At 47.5% G+C, this 21,973-nt stretch carries 20 protein-coding genes; 17 read left to right on the forward strand and 3 right to left on the reverse strand.

Features of this window, described 5'->3' with window-relative positions; all coding sequences use genetic code 11:
* Position 1 precedes the first annotated feature (1 nt).
* From KNO68_RS02760 to KNO68_RS02800, 9 genes are all read left to right on the forward strand, one after another.
* On the forward strand, positions 2 to 1,255 hold the full coding sequence (locus KNO68_RS02760; protein WP_214687947.1) for a lipid II:glycine glycyltransferase FemX: 1,254 nt from the start codon (positions 2 to 4) through the stop codon (positions 1,253 to 1,255).
* Positions 1,252 to 1,905, forward strand: coding sequence for a M15 family metallopeptidase (locus tag KNO68_RS02765; protein ID WP_078146729.1), 654 nt, complete (start codon positions 1,252 to 1,254; stop codon positions 1,903 to 1,905). The genes KNO68_RS02760 and KNO68_RS02765 overlap by 4 nt, the downstream gene beginning before the upstream one ends.
* 95 nt (positions 1,906 to 2,000) lie before the next feature.
* The gene (locus KNO68_RS02770; RefSeq protein ID WP_015881439.1) at positions 2,001 to 3,668 is read left to right on the forward strand and encodes a ribonuclease J; all 1,668 of its coding nucleotides are present in this window, start codon (positions 2,001 to 2,003) and stop codon (positions 3,666 to 3,668) included.
* A gap of 61 nt (positions 3,669 to 3,729) precedes the next feature.
* Positions 3,730 to 5,922, forward strand: coding sequence for an FtsK/SpoIIIE family DNA translocase (locus tag KNO68_RS02775; protein WP_215112009.1), 2,193 nt, complete (start codon positions 3,730 to 3,732; stop codon positions 5,920 to 5,922).
* 401 nt (positions 5,923 to 6,323) lie between these two features.
* The gene (locus KNO68_RS02780; RefSeq protein WP_078146731.1) at positions 6,324 to 7,043 is read left to right on the forward strand and encodes a GntR family transcriptional regulator; all 720 of its coding nucleotides are present in this window, start codon (positions 6,324 to 6,326) and stop codon (positions 7,041 to 7,043) included.
* A gap of 130 nt (positions 7,044 to 7,173) precedes the next feature.
* Positions 7,174 to 8,259 carry a BMP family lipoprotein gene (locus KNO68_RS02785; protein ID WP_078147920.1) on the forward strand — a complete coding sequence of 362 codons (1,086 nt, stop codon included), beginning with the start codon at positions 7,174 to 7,176 and terminating at the stop codon, positions 8,257 to 8,259.
* A gap of 63 nt (positions 8,260 to 8,322) precedes the next feature.
* Positions 8,323 to 9,849 (forward strand): ABC transporter ATP-binding protein, encoded by a 1,527-nt coding sequence (locus KNO68_RS02790; RefSeq protein WP_078146732.1) that lies wholly within the window; start codon positions 8,323 to 8,325, stop codon positions 9,847 to 9,849.
* Positions 9,846 to 10,910 (forward strand): ABC transporter permease, encoded by a 1,065-nt coding sequence (locus KNO68_RS02795; protein ID WP_047795404.1) that lies wholly within the window; start codon positions 9,846 to 9,848, stop codon positions 10,908 to 10,910. Before KNO68_RS02790 ends, KNO68_RS02795 begins: the two co-directional genes overlap by 4 nt.
* Positions 10,907 to 11,866 (forward strand): ABC transporter permease, encoded by a 960-nt coding sequence (locus tag KNO68_RS02800; RefSeq protein WP_015881445.1) that lies wholly within the window; start codon positions 10,907 to 10,909, stop codon positions 11,864 to 11,866. The genes KNO68_RS02795 and KNO68_RS02800 overlap by 4 nt, the downstream gene beginning before the upstream one ends.
* 159 nt (positions 11,867 to 12,025) lie before the next feature.
* On the opposite strand, the gene KNO68_RS02805 is transcribed toward KNO68_RS02800, so the two are convergent.
* The gene (locus KNO68_RS02805) at positions 12,026 to 12,274 is read right to left on the reverse strand and encodes a ferredoxin (protein WP_015881446.1); all 249 of its coding nucleotides are present in this window, start codon (positions 12,272 to 12,274) and stop codon (positions 12,026 to 12,028) included.
* Positions 12,275 to 12,416: 142 nt separating this feature from the next.
* On the opposite strand from KNO68_RS02805, the gene KNO68_RS02810 reads away from it, so the two are divergent.
* The 7 genes from KNO68_RS02810 to KNO68_RS02840 all read left to right on the forward strand — a co-directional run bounded on the left by KNO68_RS02810 (position 12,417) and on the right by KNO68_RS02840 (position 19,164).
* Complete coding sequence (locus KNO68_RS02810) at positions 12,417 to 13,439, forward strand: YpbB family protein (RefSeq protein ID WP_214731020.1); 1,023 nt, start codon at positions 12,417 to 12,419, stop codon at positions 13,437 to 13,439.
* Complete coding sequence (locus tag KNO68_RS02815) at positions 13,423 to 14,850, forward strand: RecQ family ATP-dependent DNA helicase (protein ID WP_240499808.1); 1,428 nt, start codon at positions 13,423 to 13,425, stop codon at positions 14,848 to 14,850. Before KNO68_RS02810 ends, KNO68_RS02815 begins: the two co-directional genes overlap by 17 nt.
* A 41-nt stretch (positions 14,851 to 14,891) precedes the next feature.
* The gene (locus tag KNO68_RS02820) at positions 14,892 to 15,092 is read left to right on the forward strand and encodes a hypothetical protein (RefSeq protein WP_015881449.1); all 201 of its coding nucleotides are present in this window, start codon (positions 14,892 to 14,894) and stop codon (positions 15,090 to 15,092) included.
* A 130-nt stretch (positions 15,093 to 15,222) separates the two neighbouring features.
* The gene (locus KNO68_RS02825; protein ID WP_078146734.1) at positions 15,223 to 16,086 is read left to right on the forward strand and encodes a MerR family transcriptional regulator; all 864 of its coding nucleotides are present in this window, start codon (positions 15,223 to 15,225) and stop codon (positions 16,084 to 16,086) included.
* Between the two features lie 60 nt (positions 16,087 to 16,146).
* Complete coding sequence (locus KNO68_RS02830; RefSeq protein ID WP_015881451.1) at positions 16,147 to 16,725, forward strand: adaptor protein MecA; 579 nt, start codon at positions 16,147 to 16,149, stop codon at positions 16,723 to 16,725.
* Positions 16,726 to 16,822: 97 nt separating this feature from the next.
* Positions 16,823 to 17,749 (forward strand): D-alanine--D-alanine ligase, encoded by a 927-nt coding sequence (locus KNO68_RS02835; RefSeq protein ID WP_078146735.1) that lies wholly within the window; start codon positions 16,823 to 16,825, stop codon positions 17,747 to 17,749.
* Positions 17,750 to 17,895: 146 nt separating this feature from the next.
* Positions 17,896 to 19,164, forward strand: coding sequence for a Glu/Leu/Phe/Val family dehydrogenase (locus KNO68_RS02840; RefSeq protein WP_015881453.1), 1,269 nt, complete (start codon positions 17,896 to 17,898; stop codon positions 19,162 to 19,164).
* A gap of 39 nt (positions 19,165 to 19,203) precedes the next feature.
* Here the strand turns inward: KNO68_RS02840 and KNO68_RS02845 are convergent, their stop codons facing one another.
* On the reverse strand, positions 19,204 to 20,184 hold the full coding sequence (locus KNO68_RS02845) for a YpdA family putative bacillithiol disulfide reductase (protein ID WP_078146736.1): 981 nt from the start codon (positions 20,182 to 20,184) through the stop codon (positions 19,204 to 19,206).
* 51 nt (positions 20,185 to 20,235) lie between these two features.
* Positions 20,236 to 21,207 carry an asparaginase gene (locus KNO68_RS02850; protein ID WP_015881455.1) on the reverse strand — a complete coding sequence of 324 codons (972 nt, stop codon included), beginning with the start codon at positions 21,205 to 21,207 and terminating at the stop codon, positions 20,236 to 20,238.
* A gap of 107 nt (positions 21,208 to 21,314) precedes the next feature.
* Between KNO68_RS02850 and prsW the strand changes: the two genes are divergently transcribed.
* Positions 21,315 to 21,971, forward strand: a complete 657-nt coding sequence (gene prsW, locus KNO68_RS02855; protein WP_078146737.1) for a glutamic-type intramembrane protease PrsW — start codon at positions 21,315 to 21,317, stop codon at positions 21,969 to 21,971.
* Positions 21,972 to 21,973: the final 2 nt, after the last annotated feature.

Raw genomic sequence — 21,973 nt, forward strand, 5'->3', positions numbered from 1 at the left:
TATGGCAGTACAACCAATTACGTTGACAGAAAAAGAGCATGACGACTTCGTCAAAACACACGACCGTGGGGATTTGTTGCAACTATCGAGTTGGGGAGATGTGAAGCGCCAAAATGGTTGGACGTCAGAACGTGTAGCGGTCGCGCAAGACGGTGTGACGTCCGGTGTCGCTTTACTTTTATTCAAACGTGTCCCGAAATTACCATACACATTGTGCTATGCCCCACGCGGGTTTGTCGTGGACTACGACGACTTGGCATCGCTACAGGCGCTCGTGAAAGAAGCGACGCGTGTCGCGACGGCACATAAAGCCATCGTCGTAAAAATTGATCCAAACATCGACCGCGATGAATTGCCAGGACTATTGACCGAAATGGCTGCCATCGGGTTTAAACATAAGGGATACGGCGGTGGCTTTGACTACGCCCAACCTCGTTTTACAATGGAAACGGATTTGCGCCCGAGTGAGAAGGATATTTTTGCGAAATTCCATCATAAGTTCCGCTACAATGTCCGTCTCGCGGAGAAAAAAGGAATCGTCTGCAAAGAGGTCGGTCGTGACGGACTCAAAACGTTCGCCGATTTGATGAAAGTGACAGGGGAGCGTGACGGATTCGCTACGCGAGGGCTCGATTATTTTGAGAACCTATACGATTGTCTGCAACCGAACGATGCCCGTCTCTTCTTGACAACGCTCGAACCGAAAATCGCACTCGAACAGCAACAGGCGACGCTAGAAAAAGCGAAGAAAGAGTTGGCGAAGATTGAACGGGGCCTTGAGAAAGAAACGATTGAAAAGAAACGTAACAGCCTTTTGAACCGCAAGGAACAGACGGAGGCACAAATTCAAAAAGCGGAGCAAGCCCTCCCTGAGCTCGTCGAACTCGATCAGACCTATCCGAACGGGCTCGTCTTATCAGGTGGTCTGTTGACACTCGCAGGACGGCGCTCTTATTACTTATACGGAGCCTCGTCAAATGAATTCCGTGAATTTATGCCGAACCACTTGATGCAATGGACGATGATGCAGGCGGCCAAAGCGAGTGGCGCCGAGCGATACGACTTCGGCGGGGTATCAGGAAGTACGGACCCGGATGATGAATATGCTGGTCTTTACGCATTCAAATCGGGATGGGGAAGCGACATGATTGAAAAGGTCGGGGAATTCGACCTCGTCTTGAATCGTCCTTTGTATATGGCACTCGAAAAAGGGTTGCCACTCTTAAAAGGACTGCGTAAACGGTTAAGAAGATGAGATGGACAGGCGTGTTATCTCTTGCGATGGTCGCCTTTCTGATTGGCATTACGCTCGCTTACTTTTATATGCAACCGGAACCGGTGCCTTGGGTAGACGAGCCGACGTTCGAAGCGGATATGTGTGTGCGGGACGTGGAGAAAGAGGATGCGATCTTGGTAAGGACGAAGATTGATTTTGATCGGTTGCATCCGTTAGTCGCCAATCGAGGAGAATCGTTCATTCGATTGGCCCATTCTTGTCTAGACCTCGAAGTGCGCCTCACTTCAGGATACCGTTCTGCCAAGGAACAGAATGCGCTTTATGCGCAAGGGCGGTCTGAACCCGGGCAAGTGGTGACCAATGCGAAGGCGGGTCAGAGCTATCATAACTATGGTCTTGCTGTCGATTTCGTTATCATCCATAACAACAAGACCGACTATGACCTGAATACGGATCGTAATCGGAATGACATTCCTGACTGGCAAGAACTCGGGGAGTTAGGAAAGGCGCTCGGCTTTGAATGGGGCGGAGACTGGAACTCATTCCCGGACTATCCTCACCTCCAAATGGACTTCGGCTTGTCGATTCGTCAACTTGTTGCAGGGAAACGACCTGACGAAAAAGAGACGGCACCGCTTGCCGATGCACTAAAACCTCTATTAGATTAGACGGAAATGTTGGCAATGAAGCCGTTTTCCGCTACAATATTCAGTAGCGATAAGGGGACGAAACAGAATATGAATCATTTAGGAGGTTTTTGTTAGTGTCAAAAAAGAAGACAGAGAATATTAGCGTCTTTGCGCTTGGAGGCGTAGGCGAAATCGGGAAGAACATGTACGTCGTGGAACTAGACGACGACATCTTCGTCATCGATGCCGGTCTAATGTTTCCAGGCGATGAGATGCTCGGGATTGATATCGTCATCCCAGACATCACATACTTAAAAGAAAATAAAGATCGTGTACGGGCGATTTTCATCACCCATGGTCACGAAGACCATATCGGTGGACTCAGCTACGTCCTACGCGACTTGAAGCACGTCCCAGTATACGGGACGAAATTGACCCTCGGGTTGATTGAATTGAAATTAAAAGAGGCCGGTTTGTTGAAAGAAGTCGACCTTCGCATGATTGATGCCAAAACGAAATTGACTATCGCTGATCATTTCATCACGTTTTTCCGCGTCAATCACTCGATTCCCGACTGTGTCGGCGTCTGTATTCAAACGTCTCAAGGTGCGATCGTCCATACCGGAGATTTCAAGTTTGATTACACGCCTGTCGATGGTAAACAATCCGACTTCAATAAGTTAGCGGCAATCGGACAACGTGGTGTACTTGCACTTCTTTCCGACTCGACGAACGCCGAGCGACCGGGGCAAACCGGTTCAGAGTCAATCGTCGGAGCTGAATTGAACGATGTCATTTATCAAGCGGAAGGTCGGGTTATCGTGGCATCATTCGCCTCGAACGTCCATCGCTTGCAACAAGTATTTGCAGCAGCGGAAGCGAATGATCGTAAAGTCGCGGTCGTCGGTCGTAGTATGGTCAACATCGTCGAAGTTGCGCAAAAATTAAACTACTTGCGCTTCAAGGCGAAGACTCTCGTTGAGTTGTCCCAAGTTAACCGTCTACCGGATAACAAGGTCGTCATTTTAACGACAGGTTCGCAAGGGGAGCCGATGGCGGCGTTGACTCGCATGGCACGTAATGCCCACAAGCAAGTCAACATTCGATTGAATGACACGGTCGTCATTGCGGCGACTCCGATTCCAGGGAATGAGAAGTCGGTTTCTAAAACGATTGACTTATTGTTCCGTTCGGGTGCGAACGTCATTTATAATCAGCGAAAAGTCCACGTATCTGGACACGGATCGGCAGAAGAATTGAAGCTGATGCTCAACCTCGTTAAACCGAAGTACTTCTTACCGATTCACGGGGAATACCGGATGCAGATGGCACACTCGAAACTCGCTGAACAAGTGGGCGTCAAACCAAACAACATCTTCATCGTTGAAAAAGGTGACGTCGTCGAGTTCACGGGTCGAAAGGCCCGCATGAGCCGAAAAGTTCCTGCAGGAAACGTCTTGATTGACGGAATCGGCGTCGGGGACGTTGGAAACATCGTCTTACGGGACCGTCGTTTGTTGTCACAGGATGGGGTTGTCCTTTGCGTGGTCACGTTGAATCGCAAACAGAAGAAATTGATTTCAGGACCTGAACTCATCTCACGTGGTTTCGTATATATGCGTGAATCGGAGGAGATGATTTCAGAGGCAAACCGTATTGTCACGAAACAGATTGAAAAGAGTCTGCAGGCTGGCAGTGATTGGACCGAATTGAAATCAAATATCCGCGAGCGACTGAGCGTCTTCTTATTCGAGCAGACGAAACGTCGTCCGATGATCTTGCCGATCATCATGGAGATTTAATGGAATGAGAGTGAGGCAAAAGTCATCTGACTTTTGCCTTCTTTTTTTAGGAGGAACTGATGTGGCTCAAAAAACAAGAAAGACTCCCGTAAAGCGAAAGCGACCAGCGACGCGAAATACGAGGAACCGTAAAAAACAACCGATTGCGCCACGTACATATGGGTGGGGCATCTTTGTCCTCGCCATTGTCGCATTCGTATTTGCCTTATTTGATTTAGGGTGGATCGGACAACAGTTGTCCGATTTATCCGTCTATCTTTTCGGAGGATGGGGTGCGCTCACTTACTTGATGATGGCAGTCTTGTTATGGATCGTACTCACTCCGATGAAGCCGATGCGACGAGCGGGACTATTCGCGATGCTCGCCTCGTTCTTACTATTTGGAGACTTACTTTGGGGAGAGGCGAGGGGTGGCATCAATGGCACTTTTTATAACTTGAACCAATATTTATTCTCTGACTTCGGGATTGTCTTCTTAGGAATCGTCTGCTTCCTTGTCGGTGTCTCGCTCTATGCCCCGACGATTTGGGGGACGCTCTATCATCGAATGCAGGAATCTGTAACAGCCGTCAGAAAAGAATGGCAAGCCAGACCGAAAGTAGAAAAGCAGCTAGAGACGAAACGAACGCGCAAAACGTCACCTCGTCCAAAACAAGAGGAAACGCAGCCGGACGCGGAAGTAGAGTCAGATGTGGTCACGATGCAAGACATTCCAATCGTCGGGTTTAGTGAGAAAGTCGTAGCAGAAAAAAGAGAGACGGAAGATCAACTTCGAACGGATTCTTCGGAGGTCGATTCCACAATCACGACCGAGGAGATGATGATGACTGCGGCCCAAGATGTCTCGGATACATACGAGCTTCCGCCATTCTCGAATTTGAAAGAGCCCGTCATTACGGATTTGTCTGGTGAGAATGCACGATTGAAAGAAAATGCATCCAAACTTGTAAAGACGCTTAAGTCATTCGGGGTCGGTGTCAAAGTGTTAAAGATTCACCTTGGTCCAACCGTCACAAAATATGAACTACAACCGGATATCGGTGTGAAAGTCAGTCGCATCACCTCATTAAGTGATGATTTGGCATTGGCGCTCGCTGCAAAAGATATTCGGATTGAAGCTCCGATTCCGGGTAAAGCCGCTATTGGTATTGAAGTGCCGAACCAGGAGGTCGCACCGGTATGCTTACGTGAAGTACTGGAAGCGGAGCCGGTGAAACAAGATGGCTCGAAGTTGCTCGTCGCACTCGGTCGGAGTATCAGTGGCGAGACGGTTGGGATTTCTCTCAATAAAATGCCGCATCTGCTTGTAGCAGGTTCGACAGGGTCAGGTAAATCTGTCTGTATCAACGGCATGATCGTGTCACTCTTGATGCGTTCTCGTCCGGATGAGGTCCGACTCATGATGATTGATCCGAAGATGGTCGAGTTGAACGTCTATAACGGAGTGCCACACCTGTTGACACCGGTCGTCACGGATCCGAAAAAAGCCGCCCAGGCACTGAAGCAGGTCGTCGCAGAAATGGAACGGCGGTATGAACTGTTTAGTCGATATGGAGTTCGCAATATCGAAGGGTACAATGAACTCGTCGATCAGTCGGATGACGAGGATGCGAAACGTTTACCGTTCATCGTTGTAATCGTCGATGAATTGGCGGACTTGATGATGGTGGCATCAAATGACGTCGAAGATGCCATCATGCGACTTGCACAAATGGCACGGGCTGCGGGTATTCATATGGTCCTCGCGACACAGCGCCCATCTGTCGACGTCATCACAGGAGTCATCAAGGCGAACATTCCGTCCCGCATCGCCTTTGCCGTCTCTTCTCAAACCGATTCAAGGACCATCCTTGATGGTGGGGGGGCGGAAAAGTTGCTTGGACGCGGTGACATGTTGATGCTTGCAAACGGAATGAACAAGCCGGTCCGTGTACAAGGTGCATTCGTCTCCGATCAAGAAGTCGAGACGGTCGTCAATCATGTTATCGCGCAACAACGTGCGCAATATGTGGAAGCGATGATGCCAAAAGAAGAGGAAGTGACGACGATTGATTCGGATGATTCATTGTTCGGAGAAGTCGTGCAATTCGTCATGACACAAGAAACGGCATCAACTTCGATGATTCAACGCAGATTCCGAATCGGGTATAATCGTGCCGCCCGTTTGATTGACTCACTTGAGGAAGCGGGGTATGTCGGTCCATCAGAAGGTTCGAAACCGAGGAAAGTACTCATTCAAGAACAAACAGAATAATAATAAAAAACGAACGATTATATATCAGTATATATAATCGTTCGTTTTTTATGCCATTTATACGATATGGAAATATTCGCTCTATCCTTAGATGTTCGCTATAATATAAATGTAATATAGCACATATGTCCTATATACTGAATTAGTACATACTTTTAAAAACTACTGAAACGCTTACATTTTTTAATAACGTTTACATTTTACAAAAGTTTTTCAATGGGGATGAAAATGAGTAAATTGGACTCAAAGGTACGGTTCGGCATGTTCCGAAAAAATATTTCCCTGATTCCGAACAAAAACTATTGCGTTCTAATTCTCGAATCCCTATACTTAATATTGGCAAGGACATTCATACGTCAGATGTCTGAGCACTGGTAAGTAAATTAAAGGTGGTGAGGCCAATGTCGATTAAGCTCGATCATCGATTGCTCTATCTTCGAGTGATTGAGAAAATTAAGCAAGATATCGACGCTGGTGTCTATCGTGAAGGGGAGAAGTTACCTTCAGAATTTGAACTTTCGAAGCAACTTGGAGTCAGTCGAGCGACACTTCGCGAAGCGCTCCGGATTCTCGAAGATGAGAAATTTGTCGTGCGAAAGCATGGGGTAGGAACATTTATCAGTTCTAAACCGCCATTCACGTCAGGAATTGAGGAATTGTTCAGTGTCACTGACATGATCACACGAGCGAAGATGACACCGGGAACGAAAGTATTGGTGGCCGAGAAAGTGTTGGCAACAGAGAGAGAAGCCGAGCGTCTCAAGATTGAGCCGAACTCACCGATTTATCGAATTGTACGAATTCGATATGCGGACGACACACCGGTTGTGTATTGTGTCGATAAAGTGCCGGCCCATCTCGTCTCGAATCCTGAGGCATTGACTGAAGGGAAATCTTTGTTTGATTCTCTCGAAAAAGAGGTAGGACGTCGAGTCGCTTATGCGATCACGCACATCGAACCGAGTGTCAGCGCTGAAATCTCGTCACAACTTCAGACGGACCAACCGTTACTCGCTTTAAAACAATTGCATTATGATGAGAGTGATTTACCATTACTCGATTCGGCCAACTTTTTCCGTGCTGATCGATTCGACTTCCATGTCGTACGTAAACGAGTTTAAACGAGCAGTTTCTGGACGGAAGAGTTATTTTTGGGTAATAGCGTGAAAGCGCTTTCTTATACCGGTGTAAAGACTACTGATAACATGACAACAAAAATTGTTATGAACCGAAAGGGGAAACACGACGATGATGAACAAAAAGAAAACGATTCTCTCAGCTTTAGCAGCAGGACTCACACTCTCTACAGTACTCGCAGCATGCGGTGGAGATGACAACGAAGGCTCATCTTCAAACGGTGAAGGCGGAGAAGGTAGCGACTTCAAAGTTGCAATGGTCACGGATACTGGTGGTGTTGATGACAAGTCATTCAACCAATCAGCTTGGGAAGGTTTGAAAAAGTTTGGTGAAGAAAATAGCTTAACTGAAAACGAAGGATACAAATATCTTCAATCAGCAAAACAAGCAGACTATCAGCCTAACTTGCAACAATTGGCACGTGATCAATTTGATTTGATCTACGGAATCGGTTTCTTGATGGCAGAGGATATTGGAAAAGTTGCAGAACAATTCCCTGATAACAACTTTGCAATCGTTGACTCGGTTGTAGATGCACCGAACGTTGCTTCAATCACGTTTAAGGAACAAGAAGGTTCATTCCTCGTAGGTGTAGTAGCTGGTCTTACAACGACGACTGATAAAGTTGGTTTCATCGGTGGAGTAGAATCAGACTTAATCAAGAAGTTTGAAAATGGATTTAAAGCTGGTGTAATGGCTGTAAACCCTGATGCGACAATCGACGTAAAATATGCTGAAGACTTCAACTCAGCTGAAAAAGGAACTGCAATTGCGTCAGGTATGTATGGATCAGGATCTGATATCATCTATCACGCAGCTGGTGGTACAGGTGTAGGTGTATTCACTGAAGCGAAAAACCGTAAGAAAAACGGTGAAGAAGTTTGGGTCATCGGGGTTGACCGTGACCAGTACGAAGAAGGTCTTCCAGAGAACGTTACTCTTACGTCAATGGTTAAACGTGTAGATACAGCGACACTCGAAGTGTCGAAAATGGCAATGGACGGTAAGTTCCCAGCTGGTGAAGTGGTTGAATTCTCACTTAAAGATGAAGGTGTAGGAATCGCACCAACTTCTGAAGAAAACGTTGCTGCAGACGTGCTCACTAAAGTTGATGAGTATCGTCAACAAATCATCGATGGTGATGTTGTTGCACCAGCAACTGACGCTGAGTTCGAAGAGTTCATGAAAAACGTAAAATAATTCATTTGAGTATAGGGGGGACCCACGTGGTCTCCCTTTACTTAAAGTTAGGGGTGAACTTCCTTGGAATATGTAATTGAAATGCTAAATATTCGCAAAGAGTTCGGTACGTTCGTCGCGAACGACAATATCACACTCCAATTGCGTAAAGGTGAAATCCATGCGCTTTTAGGAGAAAACGGGGCCGGGAAATCAACGCTCATGAACGTGTTATTTGGTCTCTATCAGCCTGAAGGTGGAGAGATTCGCGTACACGGAAAGAAAGTGGATATTGAAAATCCGAACATCGCCAACGAACTTGGAATTGGAATGGTCCACCAACACTTTATGTTGGTTGAAAAATTCACAGTCACTGAAAACATCATTCTGGGTCTTGAACCGAAGAGTGGGGTCACAATTGATCGCGCCACAGCTCGGAAGAAGGTCATGGACATTTCAGAGCAATACGGACTTAAAATCGATCCTGATGCGAAGATTGAAGATATTTCAGTCGGCATGCAACAACGTGTTGAAATCTTGAAGACGCTCTATCGTGGAGCAGATATTTTGATTTTCGATGAACCGACGGCAGTGTTGACACCACAAGAGATTCAAGAACTTATCCAAATTATGAAACGTCTGATTGCTGAAGGTAAGTCGATCATCTTGATTACGCACAAGCTGAAGGAAATCATGCAAGTTGCGGACCGCTGTACTGTCATTCGTCGTGGACGCTACATTGGAACGGTCGAGGTCGACGAGACGGTAAATGAAGACAGTTTAGCTGAAATGATGGTTGGTCGCGAAGTAAACTTTGATGCAGAATATTCGAAAGCCGATCCACAACAAGTCGTTCTCGACGTTCAAAACCTCGTCGTCAAAGATGGTCGCGGTTTGAAAGTCGTTGAAGGATTGGATTTACAGATTCGTGCTGGAGAAGTACTTGGAATTGCCGGAATTGACGGGAATGGTCAGACGGAGTTGATTGAAGCCATTTCAGGTTTGAAAAAGCCGGAGTCTGGTAAAGTGTTGCTCAACGGAAAAGATGTCACAGGACACACGCCGCGTAAGATGACCGAGGCAGGGATCGGACACATCCCGCAAGATCGTCATAAACACGGACTTGTTCTTGACTACTCGATTCGTGACAACATGGTACTTCAAACGTACTATAAAGAACCGTTCTCGAAACGAGGTCTCATGAACTATAAAGCTGTGGCTGAGAAGGCGAAGGCGTTGATTGAGAAGTTTGACGTCCGAACTCCATCAATTGATGTTCCAGCGCGTGCTCTCTCGGGAGGGAACCAACAGAAAGCAATCATTGCACGTGAAGTCGATCGCTCACCAGACTTACTCATCGCCGCTCAACCGACTCGTGGTCTCGACGTAGGTGCGATTGAATTTATTCACGAGCAGCTTATTAAAGAACGTGAAAAAGGACGCGCCGTCTTACTCATCTCGTTTGAACTTGATGAGATTTTACACGTATCCGACCGTATCGCTGTTCTCTACGAAGGAAAAATTGTAGGGATTCGTGATCCGAAAGAGACGACGGAGCAAGAGCTAGGCTTCTTGATGGCCGGCGGTAAGAGAGGGGACGAAACAGAATGAAAAAATTAAGTTTAAACCAACTTCTCATTCCATTCCTATCCATCATTTTAGGACTACTCGTCGGGGCTATCGTCATGTTGATTGGTGGGTACGACCCGGTTCAAGGGTTTATCTCGTTATTTGAAGGAATGTTTGGTAGTCCGTATGCCGTCGGTGAAACATTACGTGCTGCAGCCCCGCTCATCTTCTCGGGTCTTGCGGTTGCATTCGCCTTCCGTACAGGACTATTCAACATCGGGGTAGAAGGACAAGTGTTGATCGGCTGGGTCGCAGCCGTTTATGTAGGGATTAACTTCGACTTACCGATGTTCATCCATTTACCGCTCGCGCTCCTCGCGGCAATGGTCGCAGCTGCGATTTGGGCGTTCGTTCCTGGATTCTTGAAAGCGAAGTTTTACGTGCATGAAGTCATCACGTCAATCATGATGAACTATATCGCGCTATACACGACGAACGCGATATTGCGTAGCGTTATCGGCGTAACGAACGAGCGTACAGAGTCAATCAACGACTCGGCGTCTCTCGCCTCGCCATGGCTCCAAGAGTTGACGACGTATTCACGTCTTCACTGGGGTGTGCTTGTCGCAGTACTTGCGGCAATCGTGTACTACTATATCCTTCAACGTACGACACTCGGTTATGAGTTACGTGCCGTCGGATTCAACAAACATGCATCACAATACGCAGGGATGAGCGTCAACCGTAACATCGTCCTATCGTTCGTCATCTCTGGTATGTTCGCCGGTCTCGCTGGTGCGATGGAAGGTCTCGGAACATTCGGCAGTATGACCCTCTCGGCATCGTTCACTGGTGTCGGATTTGACGGGATTGCCGTCGCCCTACTCGGTGCGAACACTGCGATCGGAGTCATTTTAGCAGCGATTCTCTTCGCAGGGTTGAACATCGGTGGATTGGCAATGCAGCTCGGTGCGAACGTACCATCTGAGCTCGTCAAAGTCATCATCGCAGCCATCGTCATCTTTGTAGCGTCTGGATATGCGATCAACTATGTCGTTGAGAAACTTAAAGGAAATCGTAAGAAAGGAGTGGAGAAAAAATGAACTTCTTAGAAGTCCTTTATATCGTCGTACCGGTTGCGCTTGCCTATGCGACTCCACTCATTATCGCAGCACTTGGTGGAATCTTCAGTGAACGTTCTGGTGTCGTCAACATCGCCCTTGAAGGAATCATGGTCATCGGTGCCGCGACAGGAATCATCACGACGCTCACCTTGACTGATTTAGGTGTTGGTGCCTCTAGCCCATGGATTGCCTTGCTTGTCGCCATGGTCGTCGGCGCGTTGTTCTCCCTCTTCTTGGCCGTTCCTGCCATCCTTTGGCGTGCGGATCAGACGGTTCTCGGGGTGGCGATCAACATGCTCGCTATCGGTCTCGCCATCTTCGTCGTACGTGTTCTTTACAACAAAGGACAGACCGACTTTATCGAGTACCGGATCGCAAAAGAAAATGTACCCTTTTTATCCGATATTCCCGTGTTGAAGATGTTCTTTATCAACGTCCAATACACGTCGTTCGTTGCGATCGCCTTGGCGTTCGTTGTGTGGTTCGTCATCTTCAAGACGCCGTTTGGACTTCGTCTTCGTTCGGTCGGAGAACATCCGATGGCGGCTGATACGATGGGAATCAACGTCACGAAAATGCGCTTCATGGGCGTCATGCTCTCTGGTGCGTTTGGTGGTCTTGCCGGAGCGGTTTATGCTGTGACGGTCACGACGAACTTCAGCGGAACGACCATCGTTGGTCAAGGGTTCTTGGCGATTGCCGCAATGATTTTCGGTAAATGGAATCCGCTCGGTGCGCTTGGTGCCGGATTGTTCTTTGGATTCGCTCAAGCCCTCTCGATCATCGGAAGCAACTTGCCGGTCATCAATAACGTGCCGCAACTCTTGCTCTTGATTGCACCATACGCCCTCACGATTCTCGCTCTCGCTGGACTCGTTGGTCGTGCGGATGCGCCGAAGTCAGTCGGTATCCCATATATTAAAGGGAAACGTTAATTCGAGATAGGACATATGTCCATTTCGTCTAGGTTGTTTGGTGCTTAAGCCAAACAACCTTTTTTGATATACTTGTCTAGAGATGTCATGATTAGACTCGGTTACATGCGAAAACACAAAAAAGACATATCAGTCACAGGACCGATATGTCTTTCACGATTATTCGAATTTTAAAGCGTCGCCGTCAAACGACTCGTCCGCTACTTTGATCGAGTCTGTCGGACAGCCCTCGAATGCATCCATCATGTCTTCGTATAGCTCATCTGGGATTTCAACAGTACCTGTGTTGTCATCCATCAAGTTGAACGCAAGACCTTCATCATCATAATCGTAAATATCTGGTGCTGCCGCGCCGCAAGCTCCGCATGCGATACATGTATCTTTATCGACGATTGTAAATTTTGCCATGATAATAACCCTCCAAACGGTTCGTTTCTCTTAGAAATCATTCTACTGACTATGAGTAATTGTAGTCTACATACCCAATTATTTCAATGAGGAAACGAGCGTCTTTTTGGTAGGATAATGATTTTTTTAAGGAAGTGACGATTTGGTTCATTTAGCGGATGGAGTTCTACTGCTGGCCATTAAACGATTAAATGGAGAACGGAGTGAGCGAAGTCTCTACCATGTCCTAAATGGGAAGCGCTCGGCCACGACGCTACAGGACGCATTTTTTTATGACTTAGAGCCTCTTTTTGGACAGTTTCCACAAACGACTTATTCGTATGAATCTGTCCTGAAACAACTTGAGAAACGAGGATGGCTCGACCGTAAACGATTCAGATTGACAGAGGCGGGAGAAATGCTGGCTTCACCTGAATCGGTCGAGCAACTATTCAATCGGTTGGGCGGGGAACGCCGTGATTTTAACGCGACCACGTGGAAACGCTTGAGTTTGTTCGTGCAGACTTTCATGTCAAAAGAACATGCCCGGACATTCTATCCGGTACAAGCCGATCATCCAGCAGAGCAATGGGTCAAGCAGTTGTTACATCTTGATCGGGATTGGAAAGCGCTCATGCGAACGTTTCATCAAGAGATTGAACAAGCACTTGAACAAATCGGGGACCCGTATGCGACGGCCGTCGTCTATCGATTCACAGGAGCGTTTGAGACGGGTCTGACGTACGAACAAATCGCCAGCCTGCTTCATGTTGATGCCGAGACGGCTCGTTTATATTTTTTGGCCGGATGGAACGAACTGTTAATGGTCTTGCCGGATGATGCCAAACTACGGGGATTTACGTACGGCTTATCGACGGACCGGATGACCTATTCAGCACGTGAGTCATATGAGTTGTTCTTAAAGGGATACACGTTCCAACAGGTTCAAGCGAAACGGCGTTTACGTACGAGTACGATTGAAGACCATGTCGTCGAGATGGCGATGTATTTAGAAGTCTTCCCGCTCGAACAATTTGTACCGATGGAGGATGTGGTCACGATTGAAGAGTTGCGGCATCCGGATAGCTGGGCGTTGAAACCGGTATTTGAGAAAATGGGACGTGTCAGTTATTTTCAAATTCGACTTGTCTTCGCCAGACTGAAACGAGGTGAGAGTTTTGTATGAAGCGACATTAAAACGAGTGTTCGGGTATGAATCGTTTCGTCCTGGGCAACACGACATCATACATGCCGTGATCGAAGGGCAGGATGTATTGGCCGTCATGCCGACGGGGGCGGGAAAATCGCTGACGTTCCAACTTCCTTCTTATATTAAAAATCAAGGGCTCACGGTGATTGTCTCGCCATTACTCTCACTCATTGAGGACCAGATGCTGCATATACGAGAACGGGGAGAGCGTGGTGTCGCTCGTTTGACGTCGATGGAATCGGCTGAAGAGAAGCAGGACATCATCAACCATTTGAAACGTTACCGTTTTTTATATCTTTCACCCGAACAATTGGCCGTTCCTTATGTGACGCGTGCTCTGGCGAATGTGAAAATTCAAATGCTCGTCATTGACGAGGCGCACTGTATCTCACAATGGGGGCATGAGTTCCGTCCTGAGTATGCGCGTTTAGGTGAGTTGCGAAAACAGATTGGGAGCCCTCAGTGTATGGCGGTCACGGCGACGGCGCCAGAAGGCGTGAAACAGGACATCATTGAAAAGCTGGCACTGTTCTCACCTGAACAATTCGTCCACTCTGCCAATCGTCCGGAAATCCGATTGTTGGTTGAACGGTTGGAAAAAGAGAAGAAACTTGAGCGATTGAAAGAGTTGATTCAAGAGATTCCCAAACCTGCAGTCGTTTACACGGCGACCCGTCGCGAGGCAGAGGCGTTAGCCTTTGAGCTAGAGGATGCATTGTTTTACCATGGAGGCATGTCTACGGAAGACAGGCGACTCGTGCAGTCCCAGTTTTTACGGGACGAAGTGTCGGTCATGGTATGCACGAGTGCGTTCGGGATGGGTGTGAACAAAGACAACGTCCGTTCTGTCGTTCATTTTCAGTTGCCGGCAACAGTCGAGGCATACATGCAGGAAATCGGACGAGCGGGGCGTGACGGACAACCCGCATTCGCGGTCCTTCTATATGCCGATGGCGACGAACGCATCCAGCAATTTTTAATCGACGGACAGTACCCGAAAGACGAGGACATGCGACTAGCCTATTTTGAACGTGAGAACGGGACGTCGTTCGCGCAACTACCAAGGTTGTTACGCATGAATGAAGAAGACCCGAAGTTTCTCCTGCTGAAGCAATTGTTGACAGAACGTTCGCTTCAAGAAGCACTCGATTGGGTAAAGGAAAGAAAGCGTGATCGGTATCGTCAACTCGGACAGATGATGGATTATGCCCTCATCCGGACATGCCGACGCGATTACTTGCTTCGTTATTTTTCCGAACAAACGGTCGACCAAGAAGAATGCTGTGATGTTTGTGGGCCGATTCCGTTCCCGGATACACCGCAAATCGTCCGAAAAAATGTGACAGAATGGAAAATTCGGTTGACGCAAATCTTTTCCTTTGAATAATATCATAGTAAAATGATAAAAAAGGTAAAGGAGGGCATACGTTGCGACATCGGAATCAGGCGGATTCTTTACGCGAGCAATTGGCGGACACGTTGCCGTCTCGAGCTGAGAGGCAAGAGGGCGAACGGAAGAGGAAGTTAAATGATAACTGGATGAAGCGCCCGTTGGCGATGACATTAACCTTCGCCATGCTAGCGATTATTCTCATTTTCATATATATCGGGCGACACGCCATATTTTAAACTAGGTGCGAACAGAGTTCGCATCTTTTTTTTATTCTTAAAAAATTCTCGATTGCACAATAAAAGGGGTAAACCTCTTGCGTTGAGGATATACTTATATCATAAGAACGAGTAAGAGAGGAGGGCGGAGATGCCGAAATACTCCATCAAGACCGTGGCGACCTTGACAGGCGTCAATCCGACGACCATTCGCGCTTGGGAACGTCGCTATCAGTTTATCGTGCCGAGCCGAACGGAATCCGGTCACCGCCTGTATTCAGATCAGGATGTTGAAAAAATCAAATGGGTCGTGAACAAGCAGAAAGAAGGGCTTTCTGTCTCACAAGCCATTCAACAACTTCATCAAGCGCCTGAACCAGAACCGACAACGGCCAAACTATATGATGAAGAATTGAAAGACGGGCTGCTCCATGCGTTGCTCTCATTTGATGAACGGACAGCTCATGATTTGATCAATCGTGCGTTTAATACGTTCAGTTTTGAAAAAGTGACGAAGGATGTGATTGGGCCACTGCTCATGGAAATCGGTTCACGATGGGAGAATGGCTCGATTACTATTGCCCACGAGCATTTCGCCACGGCATTTTTACGAGCGCGACTTTCGACGCTGTCCCTTCAGATGCCGATGAACCCCTTCCTGCCACGTATCACTTGTGTCTGTGCACCTGGGGAGATGCATGAGATCGGATTATTGTTTGTCACGCTCTATTTGCGTCAACATGGATACGACGTCATCTTTTTGGGAGCGGGTTTCCCGAAAGAAGATTTGAGTAAAGCGTTACATGATATCGACACGTCTTGTCTCATCTTCGCATGTACGTTGACTGAGCATATTCCGAACTTGTTAGAGGCGATGGATTATATTCAAAACGAGCATCCTGACTTAAAAATTGGTACAGGTGGATATGCGGTCAGCCTGGAGAGAGGTCGATTCAATGGGTCATTTCTTGGCGACACTCCTGAAGAGTGGACAAAATGGTTATCAACTATTTGACACGGGATGAAAACGGGAGTAGCTTATTATTAGGATTGACTATTCACTGGAGGTTTTCGATTGAGATTTGAAAAACAAACAAAAGAACATCTTCGTGTATATGTGACTGCGAATGAGCTCTCGTTACGTGGAATCGCCATCGATACGATCGTGGGGGAAAACGGTCAGCAGCTGTGGAAAGAACTTCTTGAAACAGCAGAAAGTGAGTACGGATTTTCACCGCAAGGAGCGGTTGATTTGAATGTGACAATGTTTCCTCGCGATGGACTCGTCATCGATGTTCAAAAAGGTGAAGCGATTGCTGAGCTCGATGTCGAACAGGTCGAGATTCGATTGACGATTGACGTGATCCATCATTTGATTTATCAGTTCGATGACATTGAAGATGTGATCAACGCCTCGATTCGTCTGTTCCCGCATATACATGAAACCGAGCAGGGTGGGACGCTTTATCATTACAACGGTCGTTACTATCTTCACTTCGTTGAGGTGCTTCCTTCGCAGGTAGAAGAACGACTCGCGGCCATTTTGTCCGAGTACGGCAAGACGACTACGGTCAGCCCGTACGTTATGATGGAATACGGAAAGACGATTCAAACTGAACAAGCCGTGAAAGAGCTGTACGATGCATTCGCATGAGTACGGCTTTTTTTACTTTTCTGTTCCTATTGTTTTTAGGATGTCCGTGTTATGATTAGACTTGAATTTTCAGTAGTTAGTTGAAGGAGAGATTGGAATGAAAGTCGCTGTTTTATATGGTGGAGTGTCAGGAGAACGAGAGGTATCCCTCACGAGCGGGCAAGGAATGATAGAAGCGTTGACGGAACGTGGTCATGAGGTCACGTCCATTGACTTTCATCCGGAACGTGCAAACGAGTTATTAACGATGGACGTCGATGTCGTCGTCAGTGCGTTGCACGGGAAGTATGGTGAAGATGGTCGTGTGCAATCGTTATTAGAAATGGCTGGGATTCCTTACACGGGATCAGGTGTCTTGGCATCTGCACTGGCGATGGACAAGGCGAGAGCGAAGATCATCTTCGCGGCATCCGGGATCCGCGTCGCGCGTGACGTCTTAATCGAGTCACGGGAATCGATCGATGCAAAAGTCGCTGAGTGGGGGATGGAATTCCCATGTGTCGTCAAACCAGCGCAGGAAGGATCGTCGAACGGTCTGACGATTGCCATGGACGAAGCGATGTTACGTGAAGGAATTGAAAAGGCGTTTGCTTGTGATTCAGCGGTACTTGTTGAACAGTACATCAAAGGGAAAGAGCTGACAGTTCCCGTCATCGGGAACTTCGGGAAAGAAGAGGCTCTTCCTGTCATTGAAATCATTCCAAAAAATGAATTTTACGACTATGAATCGAAGTATACGGAAGGTGGTTCGATTCATGTCTGTCCGGCTGAAATCTCGGACGATTTGACATCAGAGGTTCAACAGGCGGCAGTCCTGGCGCATCGCGCGCTCGGTTGTTCAGGATATTCGCGCTCTGACTTCCTCGTTTCAGAAGAAGGCAAAGCCTACATTTTAGAGACGAATACGCTACCGGGCATGACGCCGCTTAGCCTGTTTCCGGATAGTGCAAAGACAGTCGGAATCTCGTACGGTGAGCTATTGGAACGCTTTATCGAGCTCGCAATTGAGCGCGTAGCGAAGTAAGACATCTGGATCACGTCATCCATCGAGAAAACGCTTTCATTATTTTTGAAAAGCCCTTTCAAATTGAACGCGTATCAGCTATACTTTTAAACGAATACGAGGTTAATTCTTGGGGGAGAATTGACAATTTAGGGGAGGAAACCTTCATGATTACGGATCAAGAAAAAGGTCATCAAAAACGAAAAAACATCTTGGAATCGACACAAGAGGTAATTCACGAAGCTTTAGATAAACTCGGCTATCCAGATGAGATGTACGAGTTATTAAAAGAACCGCTTCGCATGCTGACCGTTCGGATCCCTGTTCGCATGGACGATGGCTCAACGAAGATCTTCACAGGCTATCGCGCTCAACACAATGATGCGGTCGGACCGACTAAAGGGGGAATTCGGTTCCACCCGAGCGTAACGGAGGTAGAAGTCAAAGCATTATCAGTATGGATGAGTTTAAAAGCTGGAATCGTCGACTTGCCTTACGGTGGTGGGAAAGGCGGAATCGTCTGTGACCCACGCGAGATGAGTTTCCGTGAAATCGAACGTTTAAGTCGCGGATACGTCCGGGCCATCAGTCAAATTGTTGGACCTACAAAAGATATCCCGGCTCCGGACGTGTTCACAAACTCACAAATCATGGCATGGATGATGGATGAATACAGTCGCATCGATGAATTCAACTCACCTGGATTCATTACAGGAAAACCGCTCGTTCTTGGTGGATCGCATGGTCGTGAGACAGCGACGGCAAAAGGCGTGGCCATCATGATTCGTGAAGCGGCACTCCGTCGCGGAATCGAATTGAAAGGTGCACGGGTCGTCGTCCAAGGATTCGGAAACGCGGGAAGTTTCCTTTCTAAATTCATGTACGATGCAGGGGCGAAAGTCATTGCAGTCAGTGACGCGTATGGAGCCATCCATGATGAGAACGGTCTCGACATCCCTTACTTGTTAGATCGTCGCGATTCATTCGGTACGATTTCGACATTGTTTAAAAATACGATTTCAAACAAAGAAATGTTAGAGCTCGATTGTGATATTTTGGTTCCGGCTGCGATCGAGAACCAAATTACAGAAGACAATGCGGATGCGATCAAAGCATCGATCGTGGTCGAGGCGGCCAACGGTCCGACGACGAACGAAGCAACGAAAATTTTGACTGAACGTGGAATTCTCCTCGTGCCTGACGTGTTGGCGTCAAGTGGTGGGGTTACGGTGTCATACTTCGAATGGGTACAAAACAACCAAGGTTACTATTGGACGGAAGAAGAAGTTGAGGAGAAACTTGAAAAAGTACTCGTTCACTCGTTCAATACGGTATACAATACATCTTCGGCCCGTAAAGTCGATATGCGTCTCGCCGCTTACATGGTCGGTGTACGCAAAATGGCGGAAGCCTCACGTTTCCGTGGGTGGGTCTAATCAAAAAAAGTTCGGTCAACTCAAGTTGACCGAACTTTTTTATACGTTAATACGATTTGCGATCGCTTCGGCAATCGCCTTGCCGTGGAATCTACCGTTCTCAATGAAGATCTTGTTCGCATCGTTTCCGGCTGCGACCACGCCAGCAATGAAGAGGTGTTCGACATTTGTTTCAAACGTTTCTTCATCGTACGTCGGGATACCACTTTCTTCATCGATCGCAATGCCTGCACTTTCGAACAGGTGGTGGTCGGGCTGATAACCGGTCATCGCGAAGACATGATCTGCATAGACATGTTTCTCTTCGCCATGTTGACGGTAGTAAACTCCATCATCGGTGATGCGTTCGATTGTCGCCTCAAACTCCATTCGAACTTTCTCATGACGGACGAGTGAGTCGAAGTTTGGGAGGACCCATGGTTTGACGGAAGGGCTATACGAATCACCTCGATAGAGCACCGTCACATAGGCACCGGCCTTTTCGAGTTCGATTGCCGCATCGACAGCGGAATTTTTCCCACCGATGATCGTGACGTGTTGTCGATAATAAGGATGTGCCTCGTTGAAATAGTGATGGACGTGCGGCAACGTTTCGCCAGGCACGTCAAGCAGACGAGGGCGACCATAATAGCCTGTTGCCAATATCACATAGTCCGCTTCCCGAACGGTTTCACCACGTCGTTCATGTCTCGATGTCACGACGAACCGGTCATTCTTTTTATCGACCGACTCGACCGTTTCGAACGGGTAAACGTTTAAACCAGTACGTGTGACGACTTCTCGATAATAGACGAGTGCATCTTGACGACGTGGCTTCAAATCCTTACATATGAACGGAATGTCTCCGATTTCGAGCAGGCTCGCAGACGAGAAGAACGTTTGATGCGTCGGGTACCGATAGATGGCGTCGACGATGTTCCCACGCTCAATCACCGTACAAGAGACTCCAATCTTCTCGAGTTCGATGGCGGCCGAGAGGCCACATGGCCCGGCACCTACAATAATTGCTTGTTTGTTCACTGAATATCACCTCTTTGCTCATTGTAGGGAAGGGGGCGCAGTTGCGCAAGGTTATTGCTGGAAGCTAAAACTATGTTCCATGACTGACTGGGATGAGCCGGACTCGAGTTCAACGAGAAGTCGTAAACGAGCTTTTTGTGAATTCAATCCGTTTGAAAAAATGACACCCATCTCTTTCAGTTGTTTGCCACCCCCATCGTAACCGTAAACATCTTGAACGATTCCGTTGAAGCAACGGCTGACGATCACGACGGGAATCTCTTTGACTAAATGTTCGAGTGCGGATAAGAGGGACGGCGGAACATTCCCTTGTCCTAACACCTCGAGGACGAGTCCGTCGTATCCAAGCGTGATTACAGATTCGAGTAAATCCGGTTCCATGCCTGCGACGACTTTCAATACGGCTACACGTTTTGAAATGGACGAAATCATTTTCGGCTGTCTCGTCGCCGGTTGGCTATAGATGAGTACGTGGTCCTTTGTGACCATACCCACGTTACCGAAGTGTACAGACTTGAATGTGTCGACTGAAGATGTGTGCGTTTTGGTCACGTTAAATGCCGAATGGATCTCACCGTTGAAAACGACAAGCACGCCTTTTCCACGAGCCGCTTCGCTCTTGGCGACGCGAAGCGCTGTGATTAAATTAAATTCCCCGTCCGAACCGACCTCGTTCGAGGACCGCATCGCACCTGTCAACACGATTGGGACAGGCGCACCGAGCGTGATTTGTAAGAAGTAAGCCGTCTCTTCTAATGTATCGGTACCGTGCGTGATGACGACCCCGTCATACGTGTCTTGTGTCAGTTCACGTTGGATGAACTGTGCCAATTCAAGCATCTTCTCTGGAGTCATGTGAGGTGACGGGATATTTGAAAAGTGCTTTGTTGTAATGTGAGCAATATCCGTCGCTTTCGGAAGGGTGGCGTCGATTGGATTGACATCGCTCGGTTCGACGTGTCCTGTGCCGGATTGTGACATGGCGATAGTACCGCCGGTGTGGATCAGTAATAAATGATTCATAAGTGTCCTCCTAATTATTTTTATGAAGATTTCCATTTTCTAGGCGTTCTCTACTTTTTCTTTCAGACAATTCAGTGTATGCTAGGGAGAGAAAGGAGAGATGCATCATGATCGCAATCGCCTTGTCTGCGGTTGCACCTGGGCTCGCCCTTCTTTCCTACTTCTATCTACGCCATGAGTTGGAGGCGGAACCGCTCGGATATGTGATTCGTTCTTTCGTGGCCGGAGCCGTTCTCGTGTTCCCGATCATGTTTATCCAATATGCGTTCGTTGAAGAGGGAGTGCTTACTGGACCGTTTTGGCAGGCGTATGTCGCCACTGCCCTGCTTGAAGAGTTTTTTAAATGGTTTATGATTTATTATACAATATATATACATAAAGTCTTTGATGATTACTACGACGGGATTCTCTACGCGGTCGCCTGCTCATTAGGCTTTGCGACTTTAGAGAATTTTTTATACTTATGGGTGTACGATTCATTAGAAATTGCGATTTGGCGAGCGATCCTGCCTGTGAGCGGTCACGCTTTGTTCGCTGTCGTGATGGGGTACTGTTTGGGGCGAGCGAAGCATTCGGCACGCGAACGGCTCTGGCTGTTCATGGCAATCTTTTCTGCGACGGTCATCCATGGAACGTTTGATTTTATTTTGATACTCGAACCGAATCAAAAGCTTCCTGCCGTGCTTTATATCGTCATTTTATGGACCGTGGCACTTTTACTCGTGCGAGCGGCCAACTTGTCCAATCGTCGACAATTTAAATAAAG

It is taken from the genome of Exiguobacterium sp. s75 (genome assembly GCF_018617145.1).
Taxonomy (GTDB): Bacteria; Bacillota; Bacilli; order Exiguobacteriales; family Exiguobacteriaceae; genus Exiguobacterium; species Exiguobacterium profundum.

Coding starts and splice junctions, on each gene's coding strand:
- KNO68_RS02760 (WP_214687947.1), top strand. CDS start 2: ATGGCAGTACAACCAATTACGTTGACAGAAAAAGAGCATGACGACTTC.
- KNO68_RS02765 (WP_078146729.1), top strand. CDS start 1,252: ATGAGATGGACAGGCGTGTTATCTCTTGCGATGGTCGCCTTTCTGATT.
- KNO68_RS02780 (WP_078146731.1), top strand. CDS start 6,324: ATGTCGATTAAGCTCGATCATCGATTGCTCTATCTTCGAGTGATTGAG.
- KNO68_RS02785 (WP_078147920.1), top strand. CDS start 7,174: ATGAACAAAAAGAAAACGATTCTCTCAGCTTTAGCAGCAGGACTCACA.
- KNO68_RS02795 (WP_047795404.1), top strand. CDS start 9,846: ATGAAAAAATTAAGTTTAAACCAACTTCTCATTCCATTCCTATCCATC.
- KNO68_RS02800 (WP_015881445.1), top strand. CDS start 10,907: ATGAACTTCTTAGAAGTCCTTTATATCGTCGTACCGGTTGCGCTTGCC.
- KNO68_RS02805 (WP_015881446.1), bottom strand. CDS start 12,274: ATGGCAAAATTTACAATCGTCGATAAAGATACATGTATCGCATGCGGA.
- KNO68_RS02825 (WP_078146734.1), top strand. CDS start 15,223: ATGCCGAAATACTCCATCAAGACCGTGGCGACCTTGACAGGCGTCAAT.
- KNO68_RS02835 (WP_078146735.1), top strand. CDS start 16,823: ATGAAAGTCGCTGTTTTATATGGTGGAGTGTCAGGAGAACGAGAGGTA.
- KNO68_RS02840 (WP_015881453.1), top strand. CDS start 17,896: ATGATTACGGATCAAGAAAAAGGTCATCAAAAACGAAAAAACATCTTG.
- KNO68_RS02850 (WP_015881455.1), bottom strand. CDS start 21,207: ATGAATCATTTATTACTGATCCACACCGGCGGTACTATCGCCATGTCA.
- prsW (WP_078146737.1), top strand. CDS start 21,315: ATGATCGCAATCGCCTTGTCTGCGGTTGCACCTGGGCTCGCCCTTCTT.